24 protein-coding genes, 2 tRNA genes and 2 rRNA genes are annotated in these 23,894 nt (G+C 26.8%); 21 read left to right on the top strand and 7 right to left on the bottom strand.

Features of this window, described 5'->3' with window-relative positions:
- The 4 genes from BUA70_RS02145 to BUA70_RS02160 all read left to right on the top strand — a co-directional run.
- A 23S ribosomal RNA gene (locus BUA70_RS02145) occupies nucleotides 1–118 on the top strand; the annotation flags it as partial.
- A gap of 48 nt (nucleotides 119–166) precedes the next feature.
- A 5S ribosomal RNA gene (gene rrf, locus BUA70_RS02150) occupies nucleotides 167–284 on the top strand.
- 6 nt (nucleotides 285–290) lie between these two features.
- A tRNA-Phe gene (locus BUA70_RS02155) sits at nucleotides 291–366 on the top strand.
- 4 nt (nucleotides 367–370) lie between these two features.
- Nucleotides 371–444: transfer RNA gene (locus BUA70_RS02160), tRNA-Cys, on the top strand.
- A 156-nt stretch (nucleotides 445–600) separates the two neighbouring features.
- Here BUA70_RS02160 and BUA70_RS02165 read toward each other — a convergent pair.
- Entirely contained in the window at nucleotides 601–1,518 is a 918-nt protein-coding gene (locus BUA70_RS02165; RefSeq protein WP_072892583.1) for a S66 peptidase family protein, read from the bottom strand.
- 351 nt (nucleotides 1,519–1,869) lie between these two features.
- Entirely contained in the window at nucleotides 1,870–2,814 is a 945-nt protein-coding gene (locus BUA70_RS02170; protein ID WP_072892584.1) for a magnesium transporter CorA family protein, read from the bottom strand.
- A gap of 304 nt (nucleotides 2,815–3,118) precedes the next feature.
- Between BUA70_RS02170 and BUA70_RS02175 the strand changes: the two genes are divergently transcribed.
- Nucleotides 3,119–3,616, top strand: a complete 498-nt coding sequence (locus BUA70_RS02175; RefSeq protein ID WP_072892585.1) for a hypothetical protein — start codon at nucleotides 3,119–3,121, stop codon at nucleotides 3,614–3,616.
- A 185-nt stretch (nucleotides 3,617–3,801) separates the two neighbouring features.
- Here BUA70_RS02175 and BUA70_RS02180 read toward each other — a convergent pair whose 3' ends face one another.
- Nucleotides 3,802–4,974, bottom strand: a complete 1,173-nt coding sequence (locus tag BUA70_RS02180; RefSeq protein ID WP_072892586.1) for a zinc-binding metallopeptidase family protein — start codon at nucleotides 4,972–4,974, stop codon at nucleotides 3,802–3,804.
- A 158-nt stretch (nucleotides 4,975–5,132) separates the two neighbouring features.
- Here BUA70_RS02180 and BUA70_RS02185 point away from each other — a divergent pair, with 158 nt between their 5' ends.
- From BUA70_RS02185 to BUA70_RS02220, 8 genes are all read left to right on the top strand, one after another.
- Nucleotides 5,133–5,318, top strand: coding sequence for a sigma factor G inhibitor Gin (locus tag BUA70_RS02185; protein ID WP_159429630.1), 186 nt, complete (start codon nucleotides 5,133–5,135; stop codon nucleotides 5,316–5,318).
- Nucleotides 5,319–5,344: 26 nt separating this feature from the next.
- Nucleotides 5,345–6,787, top strand: a complete 1,443-nt coding sequence (locus BUA70_RS02190) for an aminotransferase class I/II-fold pyridoxal phosphate-dependent enzyme (RefSeq protein ID WP_072892588.1) — start codon at nucleotides 5,345–5,347, stop codon at nucleotides 6,785–6,787.
- A gap of 77 nt (nucleotides 6,788–6,864) precedes the next feature.
- A complete protein-coding gene (tmk, locus tag BUA70_RS02195) occupies nucleotides 6,865–7,512 on the top strand; it encodes a dTMP kinase (RefSeq protein WP_072892589.1) in 648 nt (215 codons plus the stop codon).
- Between the two features lie 77 nt (nucleotides 7,513–7,589).
- Nucleotides 7,590–7,919 (top strand): cyclic-di-AMP receptor, encoded by a 330-nt coding sequence (locus tag BUA70_RS02200; protein WP_072892590.1) that lies wholly within the window; start codon nucleotides 7,590–7,592, stop codon nucleotides 7,917–7,919.
- A gap of 21 nt (nucleotides 7,920–7,940) precedes the next feature.
- A complete protein-coding gene (locus BUA70_RS02205) occupies nucleotides 7,941–8,870 on the top strand; it encodes a DNA polymerase III subunit delta' (RefSeq protein WP_072892591.1) in 930 nt (309 codons plus the stop codon).
- 1 nt (nucleotide 8,871) lies between these two features.
- Nucleotides 8,872–9,777 carry a PSP1 domain-containing protein gene (locus BUA70_RS02210; RefSeq protein ID WP_072892592.1) on the top strand — a complete coding sequence of 302 codons (906 nt, stop codon included), beginning with the start codon at nucleotides 8,872–8,874 and terminating at the stop codon, nucleotides 9,775–9,777.
- A gap of 10 nt (nucleotides 9,778–9,787) precedes the next feature.
- Nucleotides 9,788–9,991, top strand: coding sequence for a heavy-metal-associated domain-containing protein (locus tag BUA70_RS02215; RefSeq protein ID WP_072892593.1), 204 nt, complete (start codon nucleotides 9,788–9,790; stop codon nucleotides 9,989–9,991).
- A gap of 94 nt (nucleotides 9,992–10,085) precedes the next feature.
- Nucleotides 10,086–10,256, top strand: a complete 171-nt coding sequence (locus BUA70_RS02220) for a DUF362 domain-containing protein (protein WP_072892594.1) — start codon at nucleotides 10,086–10,088, stop codon at nucleotides 10,254–10,256.
- Nucleotides 10,257–10,329: 73 nt separating this feature from the next.
- Here the strand turns inward: BUA70_RS02220 and BUA70_RS02225 are convergent, their stop codons facing one another.
- A complete protein-coding gene (locus tag BUA70_RS02225; RefSeq protein WP_072892595.1) occupies nucleotides 10,330–10,965 on the bottom strand; it encodes an MBL fold metallo-hydrolase in 636 nt (211 codons plus the stop codon).
- Nucleotides 10,966–11,170: 205 nt separating this feature from the next.
- Here BUA70_RS02225 and BUA70_RS02230 point away from each other — a divergent pair, with 205 nt between their 5' ends.
- A complete protein-coding gene (locus BUA70_RS02230; RefSeq protein ID WP_072892596.1) occupies nucleotides 11,171–13,582 on the top strand; it encodes an ATP-dependent Clp protease ATP-binding subunit in 2,412 nt (803 codons plus the stop codon).
- A 37-nt stretch (nucleotides 13,583–13,619) separates the two neighbouring features.
- Here the strand turns inward: BUA70_RS02230 and BUA70_RS02235 are convergent, their stop codons facing one another.
- Nucleotides 13,620–15,779, bottom strand: coding sequence for a YhgE/Pip domain-containing protein (locus tag BUA70_RS02235; RefSeq protein ID WP_072892597.1), 2,160 nt, complete (start codon nucleotides 15,777–15,779; stop codon nucleotides 13,620–13,622).
- Nucleotides 15,780–16,103: 324 nt separating this feature from the next.
- On the opposite strand from BUA70_RS02235, the gene trxB reads away from it, so the two are divergent.
- The 3 genes from trxB to BUA70_RS02250 are packed head-to-tail and all read left to right on the top strand — an operon-like array spanning nucleotide 16,104 to nucleotide 18,737.
- Complete coding sequence (gene trxB, locus BUA70_RS02240; RefSeq protein ID WP_072892598.1) at nucleotides 16,104–17,030, top strand: thioredoxin-disulfide reductase; 927 nt, start codon at nucleotides 16,104–16,106, stop codon at nucleotides 17,028–17,030.
- Between the two features lie 11 nt (nucleotides 17,031–17,041).
- Complete coding sequence (locus tag BUA70_RS02245; protein ID WP_072892599.1) at nucleotides 17,042–17,269, top strand: glutaredoxin domain-containing protein; 228 nt, start codon at nucleotides 17,042–17,044, stop codon at nucleotides 17,267–17,269.
- Between the two features lies 1 nt (nucleotide 17,270).
- Entirely contained in the window at nucleotides 17,271–18,737 is a 1,467-nt protein-coding gene (locus BUA70_RS02250) for an NADP-dependent glyceraldehyde-3-phosphate dehydrogenase (RefSeq protein WP_072892600.1), read from the top strand.
- Nucleotides 18,738–18,824: 87 nt separating this feature from the next.
- Here BUA70_RS02250 and BUA70_RS02255 read toward each other — a convergent pair whose 3' ends face one another.
- Both BUA70_RS02255 and BUA70_RS13015 read right to left on the bottom strand, forming a co-directional pair.
- Nucleotides 18,825–19,052 (bottom strand): glutaredoxin family protein, encoded by a 228-nt coding sequence (locus BUA70_RS02255; protein WP_072892601.1) that lies wholly within the window; start codon nucleotides 19,050–19,052, stop codon nucleotides 18,825–18,827.
- A gap of 141 nt (nucleotides 19,053–19,193) precedes the next feature.
- Complete coding sequence (locus tag BUA70_RS13015; RefSeq protein ID WP_159429631.1) at nucleotides 19,194–19,361, bottom strand: hypothetical protein; 168 nt, start codon at nucleotides 19,359–19,361, stop codon at nucleotides 19,194–19,196.
- A 150-nt stretch (nucleotides 19,362–19,511) separates the two neighbouring features.
- Between BUA70_RS13015 and BUA70_RS02260 the strand changes: the two genes are divergently transcribed.
- The 4 genes from BUA70_RS02260 (at nucleotide 19,512) to radA (ending at nucleotide 23,880) form a co-directional block, all read left to right on the top strand.
- Nucleotides 19,512–20,792, top strand: a complete 1,281-nt coding sequence (locus BUA70_RS02260) for an MFS transporter (RefSeq protein WP_072892602.1) — start codon at nucleotides 19,512–19,514, stop codon at nucleotides 20,790–20,792.
- A 64-nt stretch (nucleotides 20,793–20,856) separates the two neighbouring features.
- Complete coding sequence (locus BUA70_RS02265; RefSeq protein ID WP_072892910.1) at nucleotides 20,857–21,579, top strand: GntR family transcriptional regulator; 723 nt, start codon at nucleotides 20,857–20,859, stop codon at nucleotides 21,577–21,579.
- Nucleotides 21,576–22,304, top strand: coding sequence for a glucosamine-6-phosphate deaminase (nagB, locus tag BUA70_RS02270; protein WP_072892603.1), 729 nt, complete (start codon nucleotides 21,576–21,578; stop codon nucleotides 22,302–22,304). The genes BUA70_RS02265 and nagB overlap by 4 nt, the downstream gene beginning before the upstream one ends.
- A 214-nt stretch (nucleotides 22,305–22,518) precedes the next feature.
- The gene (gene radA, locus BUA70_RS02275; RefSeq protein ID WP_072892604.1) at nucleotides 22,519–23,880 is read left to right on the top strand and encodes a DNA repair protein RadA; all 1,362 of its coding nucleotides are present in this window, start codon (nucleotides 22,519–22,521) and stop codon (nucleotides 23,878–23,880) included.
- Nucleotides 23,881–23,894 lie beyond the last annotated feature (14 nt).

A 23,894-nucleotide genomic window follows, 5' to 3' on the forward strand; every position in this document is an offset into this window, starting at 1 on the left:
GATTTCCCATAGCGTAAGCTAGTAAGATCCCTTGAAGAACACAAGGTTGATAGGTCAGAGATGTAAGCATGGTAACATGTTCAGTTGACTGATACTAATAGATCGAGGGCTTGACCAATAAAACTTATGTGCAATTTTGAAGGAACAAAATTTCTTCAAAATAAAATCTGGTAATAATGCGTTTAAAGGTTACACCCGTTCCCATACCGAACACGAAGGTTAAGATTTAAACGGTCGATGGTACTGCTTGGGCGACTGAGTGGGAGAGTAGATGGTTGCCAGGTTAGTATGGCTCGATAGCTCAGTCGGTAGAGCAGAGGACTGAAAATCCTCGTGTCACTGGTTCGATTCCAGTTCGAGCCACCAGTATGGCGCTATAGCCAAGTGGTAAGGCAGAGGTCTGCAAAACCTTTATCCCCAGTTCAAATCTGGGTGGCGCCTCCAAACTTAAAAGTCTAGTAACTAAGTTACTAGACTTTATTTTTTCCCTATATTATAAAATTAATAAAAAAGTATCCACAGATTTATATGGGAATAATAGAAAAATATAATAAATTGTGGATAAGTAATTGAAATTAGTATATATTTGTGGAAAACTTTTTATTTAACTACAGAAGATTTTATAGATAGTTTCTTTTGAAGAGAGTCAATTTCTACTAAAGATCCAATTGGTAAAGTAATATTAGGATATTCATGACCAGAAGGAAAGTTTGTTATTATAGGCTTTTTTAATGGAATTAATAATTTTTTTATTAATTCATTAAAAGAAAAGTTGTTCTTTCGTTTATCATTAATATTAGGAGTAAAATATCCAAGAATTATTCCTTTACAGTCTAAAAGTTTTTTTGAATAAATTAATTGATTTAACATTCTATCTATAGAATAAATATTTTCACTTACATCTTCTATTAATAATATTTTATTTTTAGTATCAATTTCATAAGGTGTTTTTAGTGAATTACATATTAAAGATAAGTTTCCACCTACAAGGATACCTGAAGTAGTTGGTTTTCTAAAGTTATAATAATTACAATTCTTATAAAGAGGTATATTATATGGATGAGTACCCTTTACAAGAGCTTTAAATAAGCTTTCTTTTGTTATTGGATCACTAAGTTTAGAATTTATCATAGGTCCATGAAAGGTTATTAAATTACACTTTTTATATAGATAATTTAAAATTAATGTTATATCACTAAATCCACAAAAGATTTTAGGATTTTTTTTTATTATAGATAAATCTAAATATTTTAACATTCTTATAGATCCATATCCACCTCTATAGCATATAATTGCTTTTATTTTAGGATTAGCAAACATTTCATTTAAATCATCAGCTCTTTCTTTATCTTTACCAGCTAAATAGCCATATTTATCATATAAATGTCTTCCCTTTTTTATTTTGAAGCCAAGAGATTTAAAAATTTCAATTTTTTCATTAATAACGTTATCATCATCACAGCTAGCAGGAGCAACTATACCTATTGTGTCTCCAAAACATAATTTTTTTCCTAACATTTTTATTTACCTCGGTAAAAATTTATATAATATTATATAAATTTTTAAAACATTTGTTAAATGAATTACTAAAATACTTATTAAAAAATAAAAATACTGAATCAAAACATAAAATTTTAATATATAAAATAAAAATATTTATATATTAAAATAAAATATTGTTTTAATTCAGTATTTTAAATATATGTTTACTAACTAATAAATATTTAAGTTTTTATAAAAAACTATAAGGTTAAAGAGCTAAATTAATATTAATGAGATATTAATTTTATCTTTTAAGATTGAATTCAATTAGACTATTATATTAAAAACAAAAGTAATTTAATTTTTTAATGTTAAAAGACGATATAATTAAGAAAACATATCTTTTTTATATAATATAAATGCTACACCGCCACAAATAACTAAAGTGATAAATAATATAAAATAAAATGCAGATGGTTCATCTTGAAATGGCAAAGGAACGTTCATTCCATAAATTCCACCTATTATTGTAGGGATAGCAAGTAATATAGTAACAGAAGCTAAAACTTTCATTACTATATTTAAGTTATTTGAAATTACTGATGCAAAGAAATCCATTGTACTTGCAAGTATATTACTGTATATTTCAGTCATCTCTATTGCTTGTTTATTTTCTATTATTACATCTTCTAAAACATCTTTATCTTCAGGATATTTTTGAATAATATTAAGTTTTAGCATTTTTTCTAATGTTATTTCATTAGATTTTAAGGATGTAGAAAAATAAACTAAGGATTTTTCTAATGAATGTAATTGAATTAATTCTCTATTTTTCATAGATTTATGAAGTCTTTTTTCTATCATTACGCTTTTTTTATCAATTTGTCTTAAATAAAGTAAATAATATGTAGAGATTCTATTTAAAATTTGTAATATAAATCTTGACTTTTTAAAAGAAAAGAAAGATTTAATTTTACCTTTGGAAAAATCTGTTAATATTTTGCTGTTCTTCAAACAAATTGTTATAATTTCTTTATTAGTATGAATAATACCTAATGGATAGGTATCATAAGTTAAGGAATTATCCTCCATTTCTGTAAAAGGAATATCAACTATAACTAATAAATTATCATCTTCAAAATCTATACGAGATGCTTCTTCATCATCTAGAGGAGCCTTTAATAAATCTAATGAAACTCCTGTTTTTTTAGAAATTATAAGCAGTTCTTCAGGAGATGGAGCCACCATGTTTATCCAACAACCTGGTTCTATATTATCTAATGCCTTAAGTGTAGGATTAGACTCACTAATAGATTTATAAATTTGAATCATGCTAATGTCACCTCCAAGCTATACATATAATTATACTAACTAATAGTTGTTTGGTAAACTAAATTAAATTTATACTATTAATTAGAATTATTTGAAAGTTAAAAGAAATTTTTATCAACTTGTATTTAAGAGTAAATAGTAGCTTGTATTTAATTTAATGAGATTTTAAACGGTGTTATGATGTAATTAATGTTAAATCCAATTAAACAACGAATTTTCATATAATTGAGTGTAGATTAATTATAAAAAGGAATGTATAATCTCATTATCTTAAAATATAAGTTTATGGAGGAGTTTAAATACTATGCATAGGGAATTAATAAAAAGAAGAAAATCAACTACAATTATAAGTTCCGTTGTTGTTTTATGTGCTATGATTTTTTTAGCTAATATTATAGGACGTATAAAAATAAATAACAGTAAGCTTGATATATATACAGATCCTTTGCTGGCAATAATAACAACTGCTTTTTTAGTATTTGAATTATTCCAATGTAAAGTAAAATATAAATATTCAATAATAGCAGATAAATTAATGATTCATAAAATTATTTCAGATGAAGAGAAAATATTAGAAAAAATAAGATTATCTGATATAGTTTATATAGGAAATAATAGTGACGAATATAAAAAATATAATGCTTCTGTTAAGAAGAAATATATATGTAATACAGCTACTGGTAAAAATTGCTGTTGTGTTTATAAACTAGGAGATAATTATAGAAAAGTTTATTTTCAGCCAAGTAGTGAATTAATAAATAAGATAATTAGAATTAAAGATAGATATAAAAGAGTAATATAAATTAAAATAGGAAGTACCTTAAAATAATTATAAAAATTATTTTAAGGTACTTATTTTTATGAAATGATATATTATATTTACGTTTAAACAATTTTAGATAAAATCTTTTAGTATTTTAATATATCATAACTTTTTACATACTTATAATTTTAATAAAAAACCTAATTTAAAATTATATATAAATATTAATATATATGATTTTTATTTTCAGAGAAAAATTCACTTTTTACTTCTGCTAATAAATTTTCGTTTTCTATCAAATCTAAACCTGTAAAAGCTAAAGATAATGCTGCTTTTAATCCTTGCTCTTGAGCATATTCAGATAATGTATGTTTTGCAAAATCCTTAGTTCCATATTTAATAGTTGAATTAGGTTCAACTATTGATATATATGGATGTATTGAAGGTGCTATATGGCTTACAGAACCTAGACTTAAGCCAGCTATTATATTTCTAGGATCACATATGTCTATAATACCATTTTCCTTTAGATTATGACTAAATAATCTATTAAGAGTTATATTAGTTAATAACTCTTCGCTTGGAGGTTCATATAATGATACTGAATTTTGTATTCCCATTAATTCAGTTATATAATTAGCACAATTTCTTAACTTTTCTTCTATTATTTTAGCTGTATCCATTTCATTTGAACGAATATAAAATTTAGCTTCAGATTCTAATGGTACTAACGAAGGAGTGTTTCCTCCTTTAGATAATATAGAATCTATATTAACATCTTTAGGAAGTCCCTTAGAAAGTGAGTTTATAAGAGAAAAATAACAAAGTATAGCATCTAAAGAGCTATAATTATTTTCATTTAAAAACTTTAAACCATTATTTCCTAGGAAAGAAACCTTTAGTGGAATTATAGCTGAAGATGTTCCACTTTCACATGTAACTATATCAGGATGAGCTTCCATAACTATATCTATATCATCAAAAACTTTTTGGTGAGCCATAGTTGATTTTGTGCCACCTAAATATTCTCCAGGACATCCTATTAGAATAACAGTACCTTGAAAATTATCAATAATTTTACCAAGAGCAATTGAAGCTGTAACAGAAATTGTTGTTAATAAATTATGGCCTGTTATATGACCTTCATTTTTTATAGCATCGTATTCGCATAGATAACAAATCTTAGGGTGACCAGAACCTTTTTTAGCTATAAAGGAGTTATCTATCCCTAAGAAATTTTTTTCTACATCAAATCCTCTTTGGGATAAAAAGTTAGATATATATTCACAGGATTTATGTTCTTTATAGCTATCCTCTGGATTTTCATATAAATAATTACAAAGTTTATATAAATCATCTTTCTCTGTTGATAAATAAGAGATAATTTTTTGTTTCATGATAATGCCTCCTGATAAATATTCAAAATTAGTTTATCCTAATATGAATTAAAATATTTATATTAAAATAAATAAGATATAAATAAAAATGAATATAATAGAATTACTCTGTCAATAATTCAAATAAGATATTAATTGTATTTAGGAGAGGATTTATGATGGAAAATATATGTGTTGTATGTAGAAAAAAAGAATCAAATGGTATAATAATTAAAGGGAATCAGATATGTAATCACTGTGAGAAAAAAATTATACACTGTGATGCAAATACAGATTTTTACAATTATTATAAAAAAATAATTCAAAATAATATTGTACCTAAAATACAGAAATCTTTTTTATAAAAATCAAATATTAAGGAGAGGATACATTGGAAAAAATACCTTTAGTAAAAGGATTAAAGAAATACATTGAAGAATATAATTCTCCTTTTTCTATGCCGGGGCATAAGCAAGGTAGGGGATTCAATATACCTAGTTTAGGTGTTGATTTAGAAGAGATAATTTTAAAAGCAGATTTAACAGAAGTAGATGGCTTAGATAATCTTCATAAACCAGAGGGAATAATAAAAGAATCTCTTGAAGAGCTTAGGAACTTATATAAAAGTGAAAAATCATATTTTTTAGTTAATGGAAGTACATCAGGAAATCTCATTATGATTTTTTCTTCTTTAAATGAAGGGGATAAAGTTTTGGTTGAAAGAAATTGTCATAGATCAATTTTTAATGGAATAATAATGAGAAAACTAAGACCTATATATTTAAAAAATAAAATGAGCAGTAAAATGAATGTTCCAATATCCTTTGATATAAAACAGCTAGAAGATATAATAAATAAAGAAAATATAAAAGCAATAATTTTAACATATCCTAATTATTATGGAATTGGCTGCGATTTAAAAAGGGTTATAAATCTTTGTAGAGAAAGAAACATAAAGATATTAATAGATAGTGCACATGGTGCACATTTTGGTATAAATAAAAACTTACCTAAAAATGCTGTGGAGTTAGGTGCTGATATGGTTGTTATGAGTGCTCATAAAACATTACCTAGTCTTACTCAAACAGCTTTTTTGCATATAAATAATAAAGAGTTAATAGAAAAAGCTGATTTTTTCGTAGGCGTATTTAGTAGTACTAGCCCTTCGTATATGTTTATGGCTTCTATGGATTATGGACGAGCTTTTCTTCAATATGAAGGAAAAAGTGCTTATGATAAATTAATTCAAAGAATAGATAAATTAAAAGATGATATTAGTGATAAAGATTATATAAAAATAATAGATGAAGATTTTTTAAATGAGGATATTAAAGAGAATAATTTATCTTTAGATAAATCTAGAATAGTATTTAATTTAAAGAAAGGATTCAGTGGTCATAAATTTTTAGATTACTTAAGAGAAAATAGGATACAGGCAGAGATGAGTGATGATTGTAATGTAGTTTTAATACCAACTGTTTTTAATACTGAAGAAGATTTTAAAAGATTAACAGGAGCTATAAAAAATTGTGATTTAAATTATATAAAAAGTGATTCTAAGGAACTAGAATATCTTTTATATGATATTCCTAAAACTATAATAGAACCTTATAAAGTAATGGATAGCGAGAAAAAAGATGTTTTAATAGAAGAAGCTTGTGGATTTATATGTGCAGATAATATAGTTCCCTATCCTCCAGGTGTACCATTCATTATGATGGGAGAGCAAATTGAGAAAAGGCATATTGAGGTTATAAATAATTTAATAAAAATGGGTGTTACAATATTAGGAATAAATAATAATTATATTAAAATTGTTGAAGAACAAGTATAATAAATAAAGTATAAACAAAACTATTAATATAGTTTTATATTAAATTATTTATATTATATAAAGTGAGTGTGTAAGAAATGAAAAAAGGATTATTTATAGTTTTTGAAGGTCCAGATGGATCAGGAAAAACAACTTTAATGAATTTAGTAGGAGATTATTTAAAAAATAGAGGAATAACTTGTATATTAACAAGAGAACCAGGTGGTATTAATATATCAGAGCAAATAAGAGAAGTTATTTTAAATAAAAATAATACTAAAATGGATGGAAGAACTGAAGCGTTACTTTATGCAGCTTCAAGAAGACAGCATTTAGTAGAGAAAGTAATTCCTGCTCTTAACGATGGAAAGATAGTATTATGTGATAGATTTGTGTTATCATCCCTAGCATATCAAGGTTATGCTAGAGGTTTAGGCATAGATGAAGTTATGAATATAAATATGTTTGCAATTGAAGAGTATATGCCAGATATAAATATATTATTTGATATAGAACCAGAAATTGGACTTAAGAGAATAGAAAAAAATAAAGAAAGAGAAGTAAATAGATTAGATCTTGAAGCTATAGAATTCCATAAAAAGGTAAGGGAGGGATATTTAATTTTAGAAGAGAAATTTAAAGATAAGGTAGTTAAGATAGATGCATCTAGAAATATTGACTCTGTAAAAGAAGATGTTTTATTAATAATTGATAGAATTATTGATAAAAATAAACATATATTGTAATGATATATTCAAAGTGATATAGTTGTGATAAAATAAAAAATAATAAAGGTACTTTATTTATGAAGGGGTGTGTTTTTATGAAGTTAATCATTGCTATTGTACAAGACGACGATGCATTAGACTTAGTAGAAACTATTACAGATGAGGGGTTCAGGGTAACAAAATTAGCAACAACTGGAGGATTTTTAAAATCTGGCAATACAACATTATTAATTGGTGTAGAAGAACATAAGGTAGATAAAATAATAAATATAATTGATGATGTTTGTAAAACTAGAAAACAGATAGTTACATCTCCATCACCTATGTCAGGAACAACTGGAGTATATATTCCTTATCCTGTTGAAGTTGAAGTTGGTGGAGCTACAGTTTTTGTTGTTGACGTAGATAATTTTATAAAAATCTAATAAATATTGGGGGAGAGTGTATTGGATTTTATTGGCCATGAAGCTATAAGAAAAAGAGTTTACAATGAAATAAAGAATAATGCACTCTCTCATGCTCATTTAATTATTGGAGAGGACGGAATTGGCAAAAGTTTATTAGCAAAAGAAATAGCTCTTCAAATAATGGGTAAAAATGAGGATAGAGAGTATATAGATATTGTACACTATAAACCAAGTAAATTATCTTTTGGAGTAGATGATGTTAGAAGTATAATATCTGAAATTAATAAAAAACCTTATGAAGGAAATAAGAAGGTTATTATAATTCATGAAGGAAATAAATTAACAATTCAAGCGCAGAACGCATTGTTAAAAACTATAGAAGAACCACCTAAGGGAGTATTTATAATAATACTTTGTGAAAGTGGAGAATTAATTTTAGATACAGTAAAATCAAGATGTCAAATACATAAATTATCACCACTTTCTAAAATTGAAATGGAAAGCTTCATAAATAAAAATTATAATAATTTAGATGATAAGTTGAAAAATACATTGATAGCATTTAGTGCAGGAATTCCTGGAAGGGCAGATAAATTTTTAAAGGATCAAGATTTTAAAAATATTAGAGACTTAGCATTAAATATATTAAAAGATATAAATATAAGAGATGAGAAGTTAGTTATTAAATATGGAGAAATGCTTTCAAAGTATAGTGATAAAATAGATGATTTTTTAGCAATATTAGTTTCTTTTATAAGAGACATAATAATATATAAAGAAGTTGAGAATTTATCTATAATAATAAATGGAGATAAAATAGATAATATTATAGAATTATCTAATATTATGTCCTATAAAAAATTAAAGTGGATTATTGAGGTTATAGATAACACAAGGCGAAATTTGAAAAACAATACTAATGTTGCTATAACTTTTGATGTTATGCTTATGAATCTATTGGAGGTTTAATATGATAAAAGTTGTAGGTGTACGTTTTAAAAAGGCTGGGAAAATATATTACTTTGATCCTAAAGATATAGAGATAAAAAAAGATGATAATGTTATTGTTGAAACTGCTAGGGGAATTGAGTTTGGGCAATGTGTTATACAACAAAAGGAAATTAGTGAAGAGGAGATAGTAGCTCCTTTAAAAGCCGTTTTAAGAGTAGCTGATGAATCTGATATAAAAAAACATCAAGAAAATAAAGCTAAAGAAAAAGATGCTTTTGATATATGTTTAAAGAAGATAGAAGAACATGGATTAACTATGAAGTTAATAGATGTAGAGTATACTTTTGATAATAATAAAGTTATATTTTATTTCACAGCAGATGGAAGAGTTGATTTTAGAGAGTTAGTTAAAGACTTAGCCACTATATTTAAAACAAGAATAGAATTAAGACAAATAGGAGTCAGAGATGAAGCTAAGATGATAGGTGGATTAGGCCCTTGTGGTAGATCCATGTGTTGTTCAAGTTTCTTAGGTGATTTTGCTTCAGTATCTATAAAGATGGCAAAAGAGCAAAATTTATCCCTAAATCCTACTAAAATATCAGGTATATGTGGAAGATTAATGTGCTGTTTAAATTATGAGCAAGATACTTATGAGCAAATAAGAAAGAGATTACCTAAAGTTGGCTCTGTAGTAGAGACAGAATTAGGTAAAGGAGAAGTTATATCTAATAGTGTTGTTAAAGAAAGTGTTAAAGTTAAACTTTCTTTAAAGGATGAGGAAATAATTGAGTCATTTGGTATAGATGATATTAAATTAATATCTGGAAAATATGAAGACTATATTGATGAAAGTGAAATAAAAATAGAAGTTGAAGACGAAATAGATAAAAAGCTTATTAAAGATTTGATTAACGATAATTAGGAGGGTAATTATGAAATCTTTAATTAAGATTCCAGACATGAAAACATCAGAAGATGTAAAAAAAATTAAACGAGCTATAACAAATAATGAAGGAATTATAGCTTGTGAAATAAGTAAGGATAAAGGTGAAGTGAGTATAGTCTTTGATGATTATTTTACGAATATAGATAGAATAATTGAAGATATTGAGGAGTTAGGATATACCATTATATAAGCTAAAAATAACAAAATACTTTTAAATTAAATAAAAACGTGATAAAATGATTTTGGTACAAGTATTGTACCAAAAATTTCAGGAGGTGTTTATTATGGCATATAAAATTACAGATGCTTGTGTAAGCTGTGGAGCATGTGCTTCAGAATGTCCAGTTAACGCTATAACTCAAGGAGATGCTATATTTGTAATAGATGCAGATACTTGCATAGATTGCGGAAACTGTGCTAACGTTTGTCCAGTTGGAGCACCAGTTCAAGAATAATCTTTTGAATAGACCGCTTAGCGGTCTATTTTTTTTATTTTTAATTATATAGATTATAAAATTTTATTGATATTTATGGACAAGATAGTAAAATAACCTGATTTTTTAGTTTACTTTTTTCTGTTAAATAGAAGCTATTAGAAGATATTTTATTTACATTATTCATAGAGGTTATAAATTTTTCAGGACCATCTAAAGAAAACGAAAGTTTGTTTGTTTTATAATGCATAGGAATAATGTATGATGAAGAAATAGATTTAGCAATTTTTGATGCTTCTAATCCATCTATAGTATATTCTCCTCCTACAGGGATTAAAAGTAAGTCTATATCTCCTAGGGATTTAATAAATTCTTTAGAGAGACTATGCCCCAAATCGCCTAAATGACATATTCTAAATCCATCTAAATCATATAAAAATATTATATTCTCTCCTCTTAAAACGCCTTGATTTCTATCATGGTAGCTAAGTATACCTTTTATTGTGCAGTATGGAAAGGTATGTATACCTATAGAATTTAAGACTTTTGAATTATTCCATTCTTTTTTTAGTACACAATGATCAAAATGACTATGGCTTATTGTAATTATATCCACAGTAGAATTAAATGATATATATCCTATATCTGTATTAAAGGGATCTGTTAAAATTCTTTTTCCGTTAGAAGTTTTTATCAAAAATGAAGAATGACCAAGCCATGTTATTTCCATAAAATCACATCCAATATATTTTTATCTTTATTATTACCACTAATTTTTTTAATAATCATATCTATAAAAATTAATATACACTTATATTTTGAGTAAAAATTCCATAAAAAGGGAATAATCTATAATGAAAATAACTTAACTTTTCATTACTTAATAAATTTAAAAAGTACTTATTATAATTAAATTAGTGGTTTGGAGGAATTATATGGTCTTTGGAAGATTTACAGAAAAGTCTCAAAAGGTTTTACTAAAAGCTAGTGATTATTCAAAAAAGCTTAAACATGGATATATTGGAACAGAACATATCTTATTAGGTCTTGCATCTAGTAATGGAAAAATAAAAGGCGTTTTAGAAAATCATAATGTTACATTAAGCAATATACAAAATATTATTAGTCATTATATTGGGGAGGGAGATATTAATTATTTTTTAGATGATATTCCAATAACTCCAATAGCTAAAAGTTTAATGGATTTAAGTATCAATGAAGCAAAAAGTTTAGGACAAAATTATATAACCCCGGAACATATATTAATAGCTTTAACAAAGGAAAGAGAAGGATTAGCTTTTATTATTTTAACAAATTTAAATGTAGATTTAGATAAATTAAGAGAAGACTCAATTACTTTATTAAAAGGAGCTAATTGTAATATACTAAAAAATCAAGAAAATTATATACAGTATAATAATAAATTAGAAACTTTAAATCGTTATGGTAAAGAGTTGAACTTATTAGCAGAAGAGGATAGATTAGAACCTGTAGTAGGTAGAGATAATGAGATAGAAAGAGTTCTTGAAATACTATGTAGAAAAATTAAAAACAATCCATGCTTAATAGGAGAGCCTGGAGTTGGTAAAACAGCAATAATAGAAGGAATAGCAAAAAAAATAGTAGAGGGGAAGGTTCCTAAAATATTAAAAAATAAGAGGATATTTTCATTAAGCTTAACTTCTATAATAGCTGGAGCTAAGTATAGGGGAGAATTTGAAGAAAGGCTTAAAAAGATTATAGATGAGATTAGTAAAGAAGAGGATATTATATTATTTATAGATGAAATTCATACAATAATTGGAGCTGGTGGAGCAGAAGGTGCTATAGATGCTTCTAATATATTAAAACCATTTTTAGCTAGAGGAGAAATTCAATGTATAGGGGCGACTACTATAGACGAATACGCAAAATATATTGAAAAGGACTCAGCCTTTGCAAGAAGATTCCAATCAGTATTTATAGAAGAACCTAACAATGATGATACATTAAAAATTTTAAAGGGAATTAGACGTAAATATGAAATTTATCACGGAGTAAAAATTACTGATAAAGCTTTAACGGCAGCTATTGAATTATCAGATAGATATATACAAAATAGATATATGCCTGATAAAGCTATTGATCTTATAGATGAGGCATCAGCAAAAGTAAAAATTAACAATTTAAACTTACTAGTTAATTTTAAAGAATTGAAGAAAAATTTAAAAATAAATAGAAGAGAACATATTTATTTAGATAAATTAAGAAATATAAATATTAGAGATTTCAAAAAATATAAGCTTTATTATGCTAAGGAAAAAGATGTGAAAAATTATACTAATATAGTTGGGGAAGAGGAAATAGCTTCTGTAGTATCAAAGCTAACAAAAATACCCCTTCAAAAAATAAATGAAAAAGAATCTATAAAACTTTTAAAACTTGAAAATTTATTATATAAAAGAGTAATTGGTCAAACTAAGGCTATAGAATCTATTTCTAGGGCTGTTAGGAGAGGAAGAGTTGGGCTTAAGGATCCTAAAAGGCCTATTGGTTCATTTATATTTGTAGGTCCTACTGGAGTGGGAAAAACAGAGCTATCTAAGGCTTTGGCAGAAATAATGTTTGGAGATGAAAAAAACATTATAAGGTTGGATATGTCTGAATATATGGAAAGTAATTCATTATCTAGATTAATAGGTTCTTCTCCAGGGTATGTAGGTTATGAGGAGGGAGGATGTTTAACTGATGCAGTAAGAAAGAATCCTTATTCCGTTGTGTTATTTGATGAGATAGAGAAGGCTAATAAAGATATATTCAATATATTGCTTCAAATATTAGATGATGGTATATTAACTGATGGTAAAGGTAAGTCAGTAGATTTTAAGAATACAATAATAATAATGACATCTAATATAGGAGCTCACTCAATAAAAAGTTTAAATAAGGTAGGTTTTTCCTTAAATAGTGAAGAAGGAGATAATAATAACTTTAAAGATATAGAAGAAGATACTATTAAAGAAGTTAATAGATTTTTTAGACCGGAGTTTTTAAATAGAATAGATGATATTATAGTTTTTAATCCGCTAAAAGAAGAAGAATTAATAAAGATTATGGAAATAATGCTTAGTACCATATCTAAAAGATTAAAGGAAAAAGAAATATTTATAGAATTTACAGAGGAGAGTAAGAGATTTTTAGTTTCTAAAGATGATAATTTAGATTATGGAGCAAGACCTTTAAGAAAAATTATAACAAGATATATAGAAGATAAACTTAGTGAGGAGATATTAAGGGGTAATATTAAAAGAGGAGATAGTATAAAGGCTATAATTCAAAATAAAAATTTATTATTTATAAATAATTAAAAAACACAAAGAGAATATATTCTCTTTGTGTTTTTTATTACATGAAACCTGTTTTCTCAAGTTTTTCTTCAAAGAATTCATTAGCTTTTGTAAGCTTAGATTTTAATACAATACCTATAAATAAGGCTATTGCAAGATAAATTAAAAGATATAGGATATCCTTTAATAACGCTGGCCAAAATATTCCTGCAACACATTCTCTCATAGCATTAATTGCATATGTAAATGGTAAGAATGGATTTATAGCTTGGAAAAATGGAGGTGTAAGTTCTATAGGGAAAGTTCCTCCAGAAGCAGCTACCTGTAAAACAAGTAATATAACGCCAGTTGCTTTACCAATATCACCAAAGGTAGAAGTTAAGGTATAAATTACTGTGCAGAAAATAAATCCTATAAATAAAGATAATAAAACAAATAGAATTTTATTTACACAATAAATTCTTAATAAGAATAAATCACCTAAACTTACGATTAATGATTGAAAAAATCCTATAAATAAGAAAGTTAAAAGTCTACCAAAATAAATTTCATAAGCTTTTAAATCTTTAAATTCATCATCTTCTTTAACGTGAGTTGATAATAGGGAAACCAATATTAAAGCACCAACCCAAATTGCTAATACAGTATAGAATGGTGTCATTGCTGAACCGTAACTTGGAATTGGATATACATCATTAGTTTTGATTTCTACAGGGCTAGATAAAAACTCACTTTCTAATTTTGCATTCTCTTTTATTATATCTAAGGCTTCTGATAATTGTTGATCTCCAGACACTTCTTTTAATTTTGTAGCAGCATCATGAATCATTTTCTTTGAGTCAAGAAGAATATCTTTAACATTTTTTAATCCTTCTGATCCAAAGGAAGTTGCTACAGAAGTACTAGATAAGGCACTGCTTATACTAGGTAAAACAGAAGAACTCTTTTGGAATATCTTTAAAGTATCATTTAATCCACCATAAATTGTATCAATTGTTTTATTTATTTCCGGTGAAACCTTAGAATTATATTGATTTATAGAATCTCTTATTTGATTATTTATTGTCTTAATATTATTGTTTATAGCGTCTATTTTATCATTTGGAACAACACCATTGGCATTTATAGAATCTATAGCCTGTATTAATGAATCTGTTAATTTTAGAACAGAATCTTTAGTGTTGTTTAAAGTAGTTACTAAATTATTAATAAAATCACTAGGATGAGCTGAATTAAACTCAGTTAACACTCCTTCAACGTTGCTTATTATATCAACTAATGTATAACATTCATCTTTTGCTTTTTGTAATAAATCAATAGCCTTTTGAGAATTATTAGAATTTATTGTTTCAAAGGCTGTTTTAATATTCGCATCTATTACTTTTGATAAATCATTTACTCTATCCAATTGATCTTTAATAGTAGATCTTATTGTTGCAACACTTTCTTTAGACGAAATTATAAACTCCTGTCCTTTATTAGATATGTCAATTGCCTTGGTAAGTAAGTCATTAAAAGTAGGAAGTGTTGCTTGAATACGAGCTAGAGTATCTTGTAAGGATAAAGCACCATTATAAAAATTATCTATACTAGAAGTAAAGTTATCCATATTATCATCTATATCAAATAATAAATTTATAAATTTATCTATGGCAGGTTTCTTATCTTCTAGTTGCTCACCAGCTGCCTTTATAACTTTTAGTACCGCATCAGAAGTTGCTTCAATAAAAGCTTTATTTACTTCAGATTGTAATGAAGAGATACCTTTATCAGTTATTTTAGGTGCTATAGCATTGATTTTTTGATTTACCGAATAAATTAATTGAGGCTTTTCAATTTTATTTGTTAGAATACTAGATATTTTTTCACTAAAATCTTCTGGTACTAATATACTTGCATAGTATTTACCAGTTTTTACCCCTTGTTCAGCCTCTTCTTTAGAAACAAAACTCCAACCTATTTTGGTATTTGATTCTAATTTTTCAATAATCATATCACCAATATTTATATTGTTATTTTTTAATGTGGTTCCTTTATCTTCATTGGTAACGGCAACTTTTATTCCACTTGTATTTCCGTAAGGATCCCAGGATGCTTTTATGTTAAACCACGCATAAAGCGAAGGGAGAATCATCAATCCTCCAACAACAACTAGAGCAACCCAATTGCCTAGTAATTTTCTTATATCTCGTTTAAAAAGTCCCCAGATTCTCTTCATACTTCCAACCTTTCTTTTCAATATTTAAGCAAAGTGAAAGAAGCATATATACATGTGATTTAATAATAATTCATCTATACATTATAACTCCAATTAAATTATATTCAAAGAATAATTTTGGAATTTAAGTTGAACTTATGAATTATATTATAATTAATTATCAAAAGGAATATACTAAGTAAATAAAAATAAATTTAATAATTTATTAATAATTAATATTAAATAATATAATCTATTGTAACTTTTTATATTAGTGATATAATATATTTAAAATATACCTATGAGGGGTAACAGAGAATCCTAATTTAAAGGAGGATATTGATTATGAGCAAAGAAGTAAAAAAAATAGATCTAATGATAATAGGCGGAGGCCCAGCAGGATTAACATCTGCAATTTATTCAGCTAGAGCAAAGATGAATATGCTTCTAATAGAGGATGCTATATTAGGTGGCCAAGTAAGAACTAGCTATTCTATAGAAAATTATCCAGGTTTTAAAAATGTAGAAGGCGGAAAGTTAGCTGATCTTATGGAGGAGCAAGCTAAAGAACAAGGAGCTACAATAGATGAGTTTGATTTTATAGAAAAAGTGTCTTTATCAGATGAAGAAAAGACTATTGAAACAAGTAGTTATATTTATAAACCTAAGGCTGTGATAATAGCAACAGGGGCAACACCAAAGAAAATTCCGATAGAAAATGAAGAAAAGTTTTTAGGAAAAGGCATACATTATTGTGCTGTATGTGATGGAGCTATATATACTGATAAAGTAGTTGCAGTAGTTGGCGGTGGAAATGCAGCCTTAGAAGAGGCACTATTTTTATCAAAATTTGCAAAGAAAGTAATAATGATTAGAAGACACGATTATTTTAATGGAGAAGTATCTACATTACAACAAGTAGAAAAGAATCCTAAAATAGAGATAATGTACAATTGGGATTTAGTTAATGGCTATGGAGGTGAATTTTTAGAATACTTAAAAGTTAAAAATGTTAAAACTCAAGAAGAAAAAGATATAAAGGTAGATGGATTATTTGGATATATAGGAACTAAACCAAAAACAGATTTATTTAAAGATTACATTAATCTTAATTCTAGAGGGTATATTATTACTGATGAGAATATGAGAACTAATATTAAAGGTGTATATGGGGCTGGAGATGTTAGAGAAAAAGAATTTAGGCAAATAACAACTGCTGTAGCTGATGGAACTATTGCAGCTTTAGATGCTGAAAAATATATAAATGATTAAGGAGGAGAATTATGATTAAGTTATATTCAACTTCATGGTGTCCTGCTTGTATTAAGTTAAAAAGATACTTTGATTCTAAAGGATTAAAATATGAAGAAATAAATGTTGCAGACAGGCAAGAAGATAGAGATGAGGTTTATGAGGTTTCTAAACAAAGAACTGTACCAGTTGTAGATATAAACGGAAAAATTATAATAGGATACGATAGAGTAGAAATAGATAAAGCTTTGGAGGAATAATATGTTTAACAATTTATGTTGCGATGAAAAGTGCTATAAAAACTTAATAAATGGTAAGTGGGTAGGTTGCACTTCTGGAAAAACAATAGAGATAAAATCACCAGTAGATGGAAGTTTAGTAGGTAGTATTCCAAGTATGACAAAGGAAGAAGTAGATGAAACTATAAGGATTGCAAAAGAGGCTCAAACTAAATGGAGAGATGTGCCTATAAACGAAAGAGCTAAAATACTTCATAAAGCTGCAGTTTTATTAGAAGAGAAAGCAGAAGAAATTGCAGATATTTTAGTTAGAGAAATAGCTAAGGATAAAAAGAGTGCTGTAGCAGAAGTTAAGAGAACAGCAGACTATATAAAGTTTACGGCAGATGCAGCTAAAAGTATGGAAGGAGAATCTATTCCAGCAGATAGTTTTCCAGGGTTTAATAGAAGCAAAATCTCTGTAGTTACAAGAGAACCATTAGGAGTAGTGCTTGCAATATCTCCTTTTAATTATCCTATAAATTTATCTGCATCTAAAATAGCACCAGCATTAGTTGCTGGAAATACTGTAGTTTTAAAGCCAGCTACTCAAGGATCTATTTCAGCTTTATATTTGGCTAGAGTATTCCAAGAAGCTGGTATTATAGATGGAGCGTTAAATACAATAACAGGAAGAGGAAGTGAAATAGGAGATTATTCTGTAACACATGATATAGTTGATTTTATTAACTTTACAGGTAGTACAGAAGTTGGTAAGAGAATATCTCAAATTACTTCAATGAAACCTTTGTTAATGGAACTTGGTGGTAAGGACGCTGCTATAATCTTAGAGGATGCAGATTTAGATTTAGCAGTTAAAAATATAATAGCAGGAGCATATTCTTATTCTGGTCAAAGATGCACAGCTGTAAAAAGAATATTAGTTATGAATTCTGTTGCAGATAAACTAATAGAGAAGTTAAAGGAAAAAATAAAGGATTTAAAGGTTGGAAATCCTATAAAAGAACAAGTTGATATAGTACCTCTTATAAATAGCAAAGCTGCTGATTTTGTAGAAAGTCTTATAAAAGAAGCAGAAGAAAAAGGAGCTAAACTTATAATAGGTGGTAAAAGAGAAAATAATATAATATATCCAACATTATTTGATAATGTATCTTTAGATATGAGATTAGCTTGGGAAGAGCCTTTTGGACCTGTATTACCTATAATAAGAATAAATAATATAGATGAAGCTATAGAGATATCTAATAGATCAGAATATGGACTTCAAGCATCAGTATTTACTAATAATATAAATTCAGCCTTCTATATAGCAGATAAACTAGAGGTAGGAACTGTTCAAGTAAATAATAAAACAGAAAGAGGTCCAGATCATTTTCCATTCTTGGGCGTAAAGGCATCTGGAATAGGAACACAAGGAATAAGATATTCTATAGAAGCTATGTCTCGACCTAAGGCTGTTGTGATAACTATAAATAAAGATATATAAAAATATAAAACAAAAAGCTCTTTAAGAAATTTCTTAAAGAGCTTTTTAAAATATTAAATAAGTAAATATAAAAGTTCTCATTTAATGTTATTTTGATATTGCATTATCTATAGCATTTTTATCAAAACCAACGATTATAGTTCCATTTATATCAAGAACAGGAACTCCTCTTTGATTTGATTTTTTTATCATATCTTCTCTTGCATCCATATCATCTTGTACATTAAGTTCTTCAAAAGCTACATTTTTAGATTTTAAATAGTTCTTAGCTTTAAGACACCAAGGACAAGAGTTAGTAGTATATACTTTAATCATAAATATCACCTCATTAAATAATAATTATTATTAAATAATAATATATTATTATAATATATCAAAACCTAAAGGATTGCAATAGTCTTAATAAATTGTTTATACCTTTAATATATATTATTTATAATTGAAAAAATTACAAAATTATTTAATAGAATTATTATTTTCTAAATTAGAGTTTATTATAAAATTATTCATTTCATCCTTTCCATATGAGTTAGAAAATTGATTTAAAATATTATTGTTTTTTTTATCTTTAAGGGGATTTTTAGAACCTATTTTTGACATATCAATTTGAGAATAAATACTCAAAATAATCACTCCTTATATACTTTTAATCTTAGTATTAGAAGTTTTAAGATATTTATTCTTTTATTAAGAAAAACATTAACTTATTAGCAAGTAGAAATAAAAAAATGGGTATAGTATAATAATTTTATAAATAATAAGGGGCGTGTAAAAATGTTATACAGATTAAAAAGGGGGCTAAAAGTACTTTTAAAAAGGGGAAAAAGTGTTGAAAAAGAGTATTCTAAAAATGCAAGAATGTATTTATATGGTATAGTTTTCTTTTACATATGTTCTGGTGCTTTTAGTATGATACAAGGACTTTATATAAAGGAATTAGGAATTGAAGAAAGTTTTTTAGGATTTATTCTGAGCACAAAAACAGCAGCTATAGCATTATCTTCTATACCTTGTGCTTTAATTGTTACTAATATAGGTAAGAAAAAAGGAATAATCCTTGCTATGCTTTTTACTCCTATATTTATAATTTTTCAAGGTATTTCAAGTAACAGATGGAATATATTATTATTTTCAATCCTTCAAGGTGCAGTAAATGGATTCATTGTTGTATCAGAAGGACCTTTTTTTATGGAAAATAGTAATGAAAAAACAAGATTAAAATTATTTAGTTATGCTTTTGCTGTTAATGTATTTTCAACTATGTTTGGATATTTTGTTTTTGGAAATGCATCAAGAAAAATAGAAATGATTTTTGGTAGTATAATAGCTTTAAGATATACAATAATATTATGTGGTATAGTTGGACTAATAGGATGTTTATTTGTATATAATATAAAAGAAAATGATGATATTAATATTATAAAAGATTATCATCAATTCTTTAGTGAACTTATAAAGGTATCTACTAAAAAATATCCATCAAAATTTTTAATATACAATGCAATTATTGGATTCGGAGCAGGTCTTGTAGTTCCATATTTTAATGTATATTTAAAATATAAAGCGAATGCAACTACAGATCAAATAGGATTAATAATGGCATTCTCTCAACTTTCAATGGGAATTGGAGGATTGATAACTCCTATAATGGCTAGAAAATTAGGTAGAGTAAAAACCATAAATATATGTCAAATAATATCTATACCATTTTTGATGTTAATAGCATTACCACCTAATATTTATATTGTAGCTATAGCACTATTTATAAGAAATGGACTTATGAATATGACAGGGCCTGTTGTAGGGGCTATGACGATGGAACTTATAAATAAGGATGAGAGAAGTATTTTTGCTAGTATAAACAATATAAGCAATAATTTATTTAGAGCTTTAAGTACAGCCTTAGGTGGATTTATTATGGCTAATTTACCTTATGGGTATGAGGTACCTTACTTTATAACTGCTTTAATGTACTTAATTGCAACTATTTTATTTTACAAATATTTTCATAAGTTTGATAAAAAAACAATTAAAATTAAAGTTAAAAATACATAAATGATGTATAGTGGTCTAGACAAGTAAAGAGGAATTTATTATAATGAAGGTGAGGAATAAAAAAATGATAGATAAGAGTAGTCCTATCCCAGTATATTATCAACTAAAGGAAGATATAAAAAGAAAAATTGCAGAAGGTGTATGGCAAGTTGGTCAATGTATAGATAGTGAAAGAGAGCTATCAGAAGGATATGGAGTTAGTAGAATGACTATAAGACAAGCATTAGGAGAGCTTGTTCAAGATGGTATATTAGTTAGAGAAAAGGGCAAAGGAACTTTTGTATGTGATCCTAAAGTTAAGCAAATGGATATGATGAGTTTTTCTGAAATAATAAAAAAGTCAGGAAGAAAACTAGAAACAAAAGTTTTAGAGTTTAAAATTATAGATAATCCAGAAGAACTTATGGATACCTTTTCTTTTGACAAACTTTATAAAATAAACAGAATGAGAATAGTTGATGGAGAAAACATAGCTAATGAGATAGTTTATATACCTTGTGACTATTGTGGATATATAAACGAGGAAAGAGTAAGAGGATCTTTATTTAATTTATTTGAGGAGTTTGGGTACATAATTAATCATTCAGAGGCATCTATTAAAGCGATAATAATGGATGATTATTATAAAGAACTATTTAATTTAGATAAGGAAGTACCATTACTAAAAACTTATTCAAAGACATTTACTAGTGAGAATAAAGTTTTATTTGTTGAAGAGGCTATATATAGATCAGACAAATATGATTTAGAAGTTAATATTTCAAGGAGAGAGGGAAGAATACGATGAGAGTTATAGTGGCAAAAAATTATGATGAAATGAGCAATTTAGCAGCAAAAGAAATGGCTGATTATATAAATAATAAGCCTAATGCAGTTTTAGGATTAGCAACTGGAGGAACTCCAATTGGAATGTATAAAGATTTAATTAGAATGAATGAATTAGGAGAAGTTGATTTTTCTAAGGTTACTACTGTGAATTTAGATGAATATGTAGGTTTAAGTGGAGAGCATGACCAAAGTTATAGATATTTCATGAATAATAATTTATTTAATCATATAAATATAGATAAATCAAAAACTTTTGTTCCTAATGGATTAGCTAATGATATAGAAAAAGAATGTAGGGAATACGATGAAAGAATTTCTAAGCTTGGTGGTATAGATATTCAGTTATTAGGAATAGGTAATAATGGTCACATCGGATTTAATGAGCCAGCGGATTCATTAAGTCTTGGAACTCATTTAACTGATTTAAAGGAAGGAACTATAAAAGCAAATGCAAGATTTTTTGATTCAATAGATGAGGTTCCTAAAAAGGCTATTACAATGGGGCTTGGTGGAATAATGAAAGCTAAAAAGATTTTACTTATTGCTAGTGGAGAGAGTAAAGCTGATATAATAAATAAATTAGTAAATGGTAAAATAACAACACAGGTTCCAGCTTCAATGCTTCAAATGCATAGAGATGTAGTAGTTATTATAGATAAAGACGCTGCTAAAGATTTAAAGTAATTTTTTGACACTAATATTTTTGTGAACTTAACTCAGTTTTTAAAATTTTTAAAAGCTGAGTTTTTTTATTATTTAATTTAATAAAAATTTAGTATAATATAAGTAAGGTTTTTAATGCAATTTAATAGTGTTTTATGATAATATATTTATTGTTTAGTATATAAAAAAATGGAAAATAATATAAATATATTTAAAAAATAATGGAGTGAAATTAATGGCAAAGATAAAAACTCTCTATATATGCCAACAATGTGGATATGAAAGTCCTAAGTGGATGGGTAAATGTCCTAATTGCAATCAATGGAATACTTTAGTTGAAGAAGTAAAAGAGACTAAGGGTGATAAATTAGTTAAGTCATTAAGAAATATTCCAGAAGTAAAAGCTATAAATGATATAAAATCTGGAGAGAAGGAGAGATATAATACAGGTATTAAAGAACTTAATAGAGTTTTAGGTGGAGGTTTAGTAAAAGGCTCTTTAACACTTATATCAGGTGATCCTGGAATAGGAAAATCAACATTACTTTTACAAACAGCAAATAATATATCTATTAAATATGGTAAAGTATTATATGTATCCGGAGAGGAGTCTGAAGAGCAAATTAAAATTAGAGCAGAAAGATTAGGAATAAATAGTAATAATTTATATATAATTTCTGAAACTAACATGGATGTAATTGAAGTTTTAATAGATGATATAGATCCTAAATTTGTAATAATAGACTCAATACAAACAATATATAAAGATAGTGTAACTTCTGCTCCAGGAAGTGTATCTCAGGTTAGAGAATGTTCTAATTCTATTATGAGAATAGGAAAGAGCAAGGGAATACCTTTATTTATAGTAGCTCATGTTACAAAACAAGGTGAACTAGCAGGTCCTAGAGTTTTAGAGCATATGGTTGATACTGTACTTATCTTTGAAGGAGAAAGGACAGAGGAATTTAGAATACTTAGGACTATGAAAAACAGGTTCGGAACAACTTCTGAAATAGGTGTATTTGAAATGAGAGAAGAAGGCCTTATAGAAATATATGATCCTTCAAGTATGTTTTTACAGGATACTAGTTTTAATCAGGAAGGATCTGTTGTAATTGGACTTATGGAAGGTACTCGACCACTTTTAGTTGAAATTCAAGCTCTTGTTACAGAAACTAAAGCGATAATGCCAAGAAGAACTTCTGTTGGAGTGGATAATGGCAGGTTAAACTTAATATTAGCAGTTTTAGAAAAAAAGTTAAAAATACCTTTCTATAGTAGTGATGTTTATATAAATGTTGTAGGGGGGTTAAGTATTGATGGTACAACGGCAGATTTAGGTATCGCCTTAGCTTTAATTTCATCAGCCAAAAGTAGAACTATAACTTTAGAGCAGACAGTAGTAATTGGGGAAGTAGGGCTTACTGGAGAAATTAGACCAATAGGAGCTTGTGATAGGCTAGTTAATGAGGCAGAAAAAATGGGATTCAAAAATGTCATAATACCAAAAAGAAATAAAGATAAGGTTAATAAAGATAGTTTAAATATAATTGGGGTAAATACTTTAAAGGAAGCGATAAATAAGATTTTTTCATGAATTGGGTGAACTGT

Origin of the sequence: Clostridium fallax (genome assembly GCF_900129365.1) — a bacterium.
Taxonomy (GTDB): domain Bacteria; phylum Bacillota; class Clostridia; order Clostridiales; family Clostridiaceae; genus Clostridium_AH; species Clostridium_AH fallax.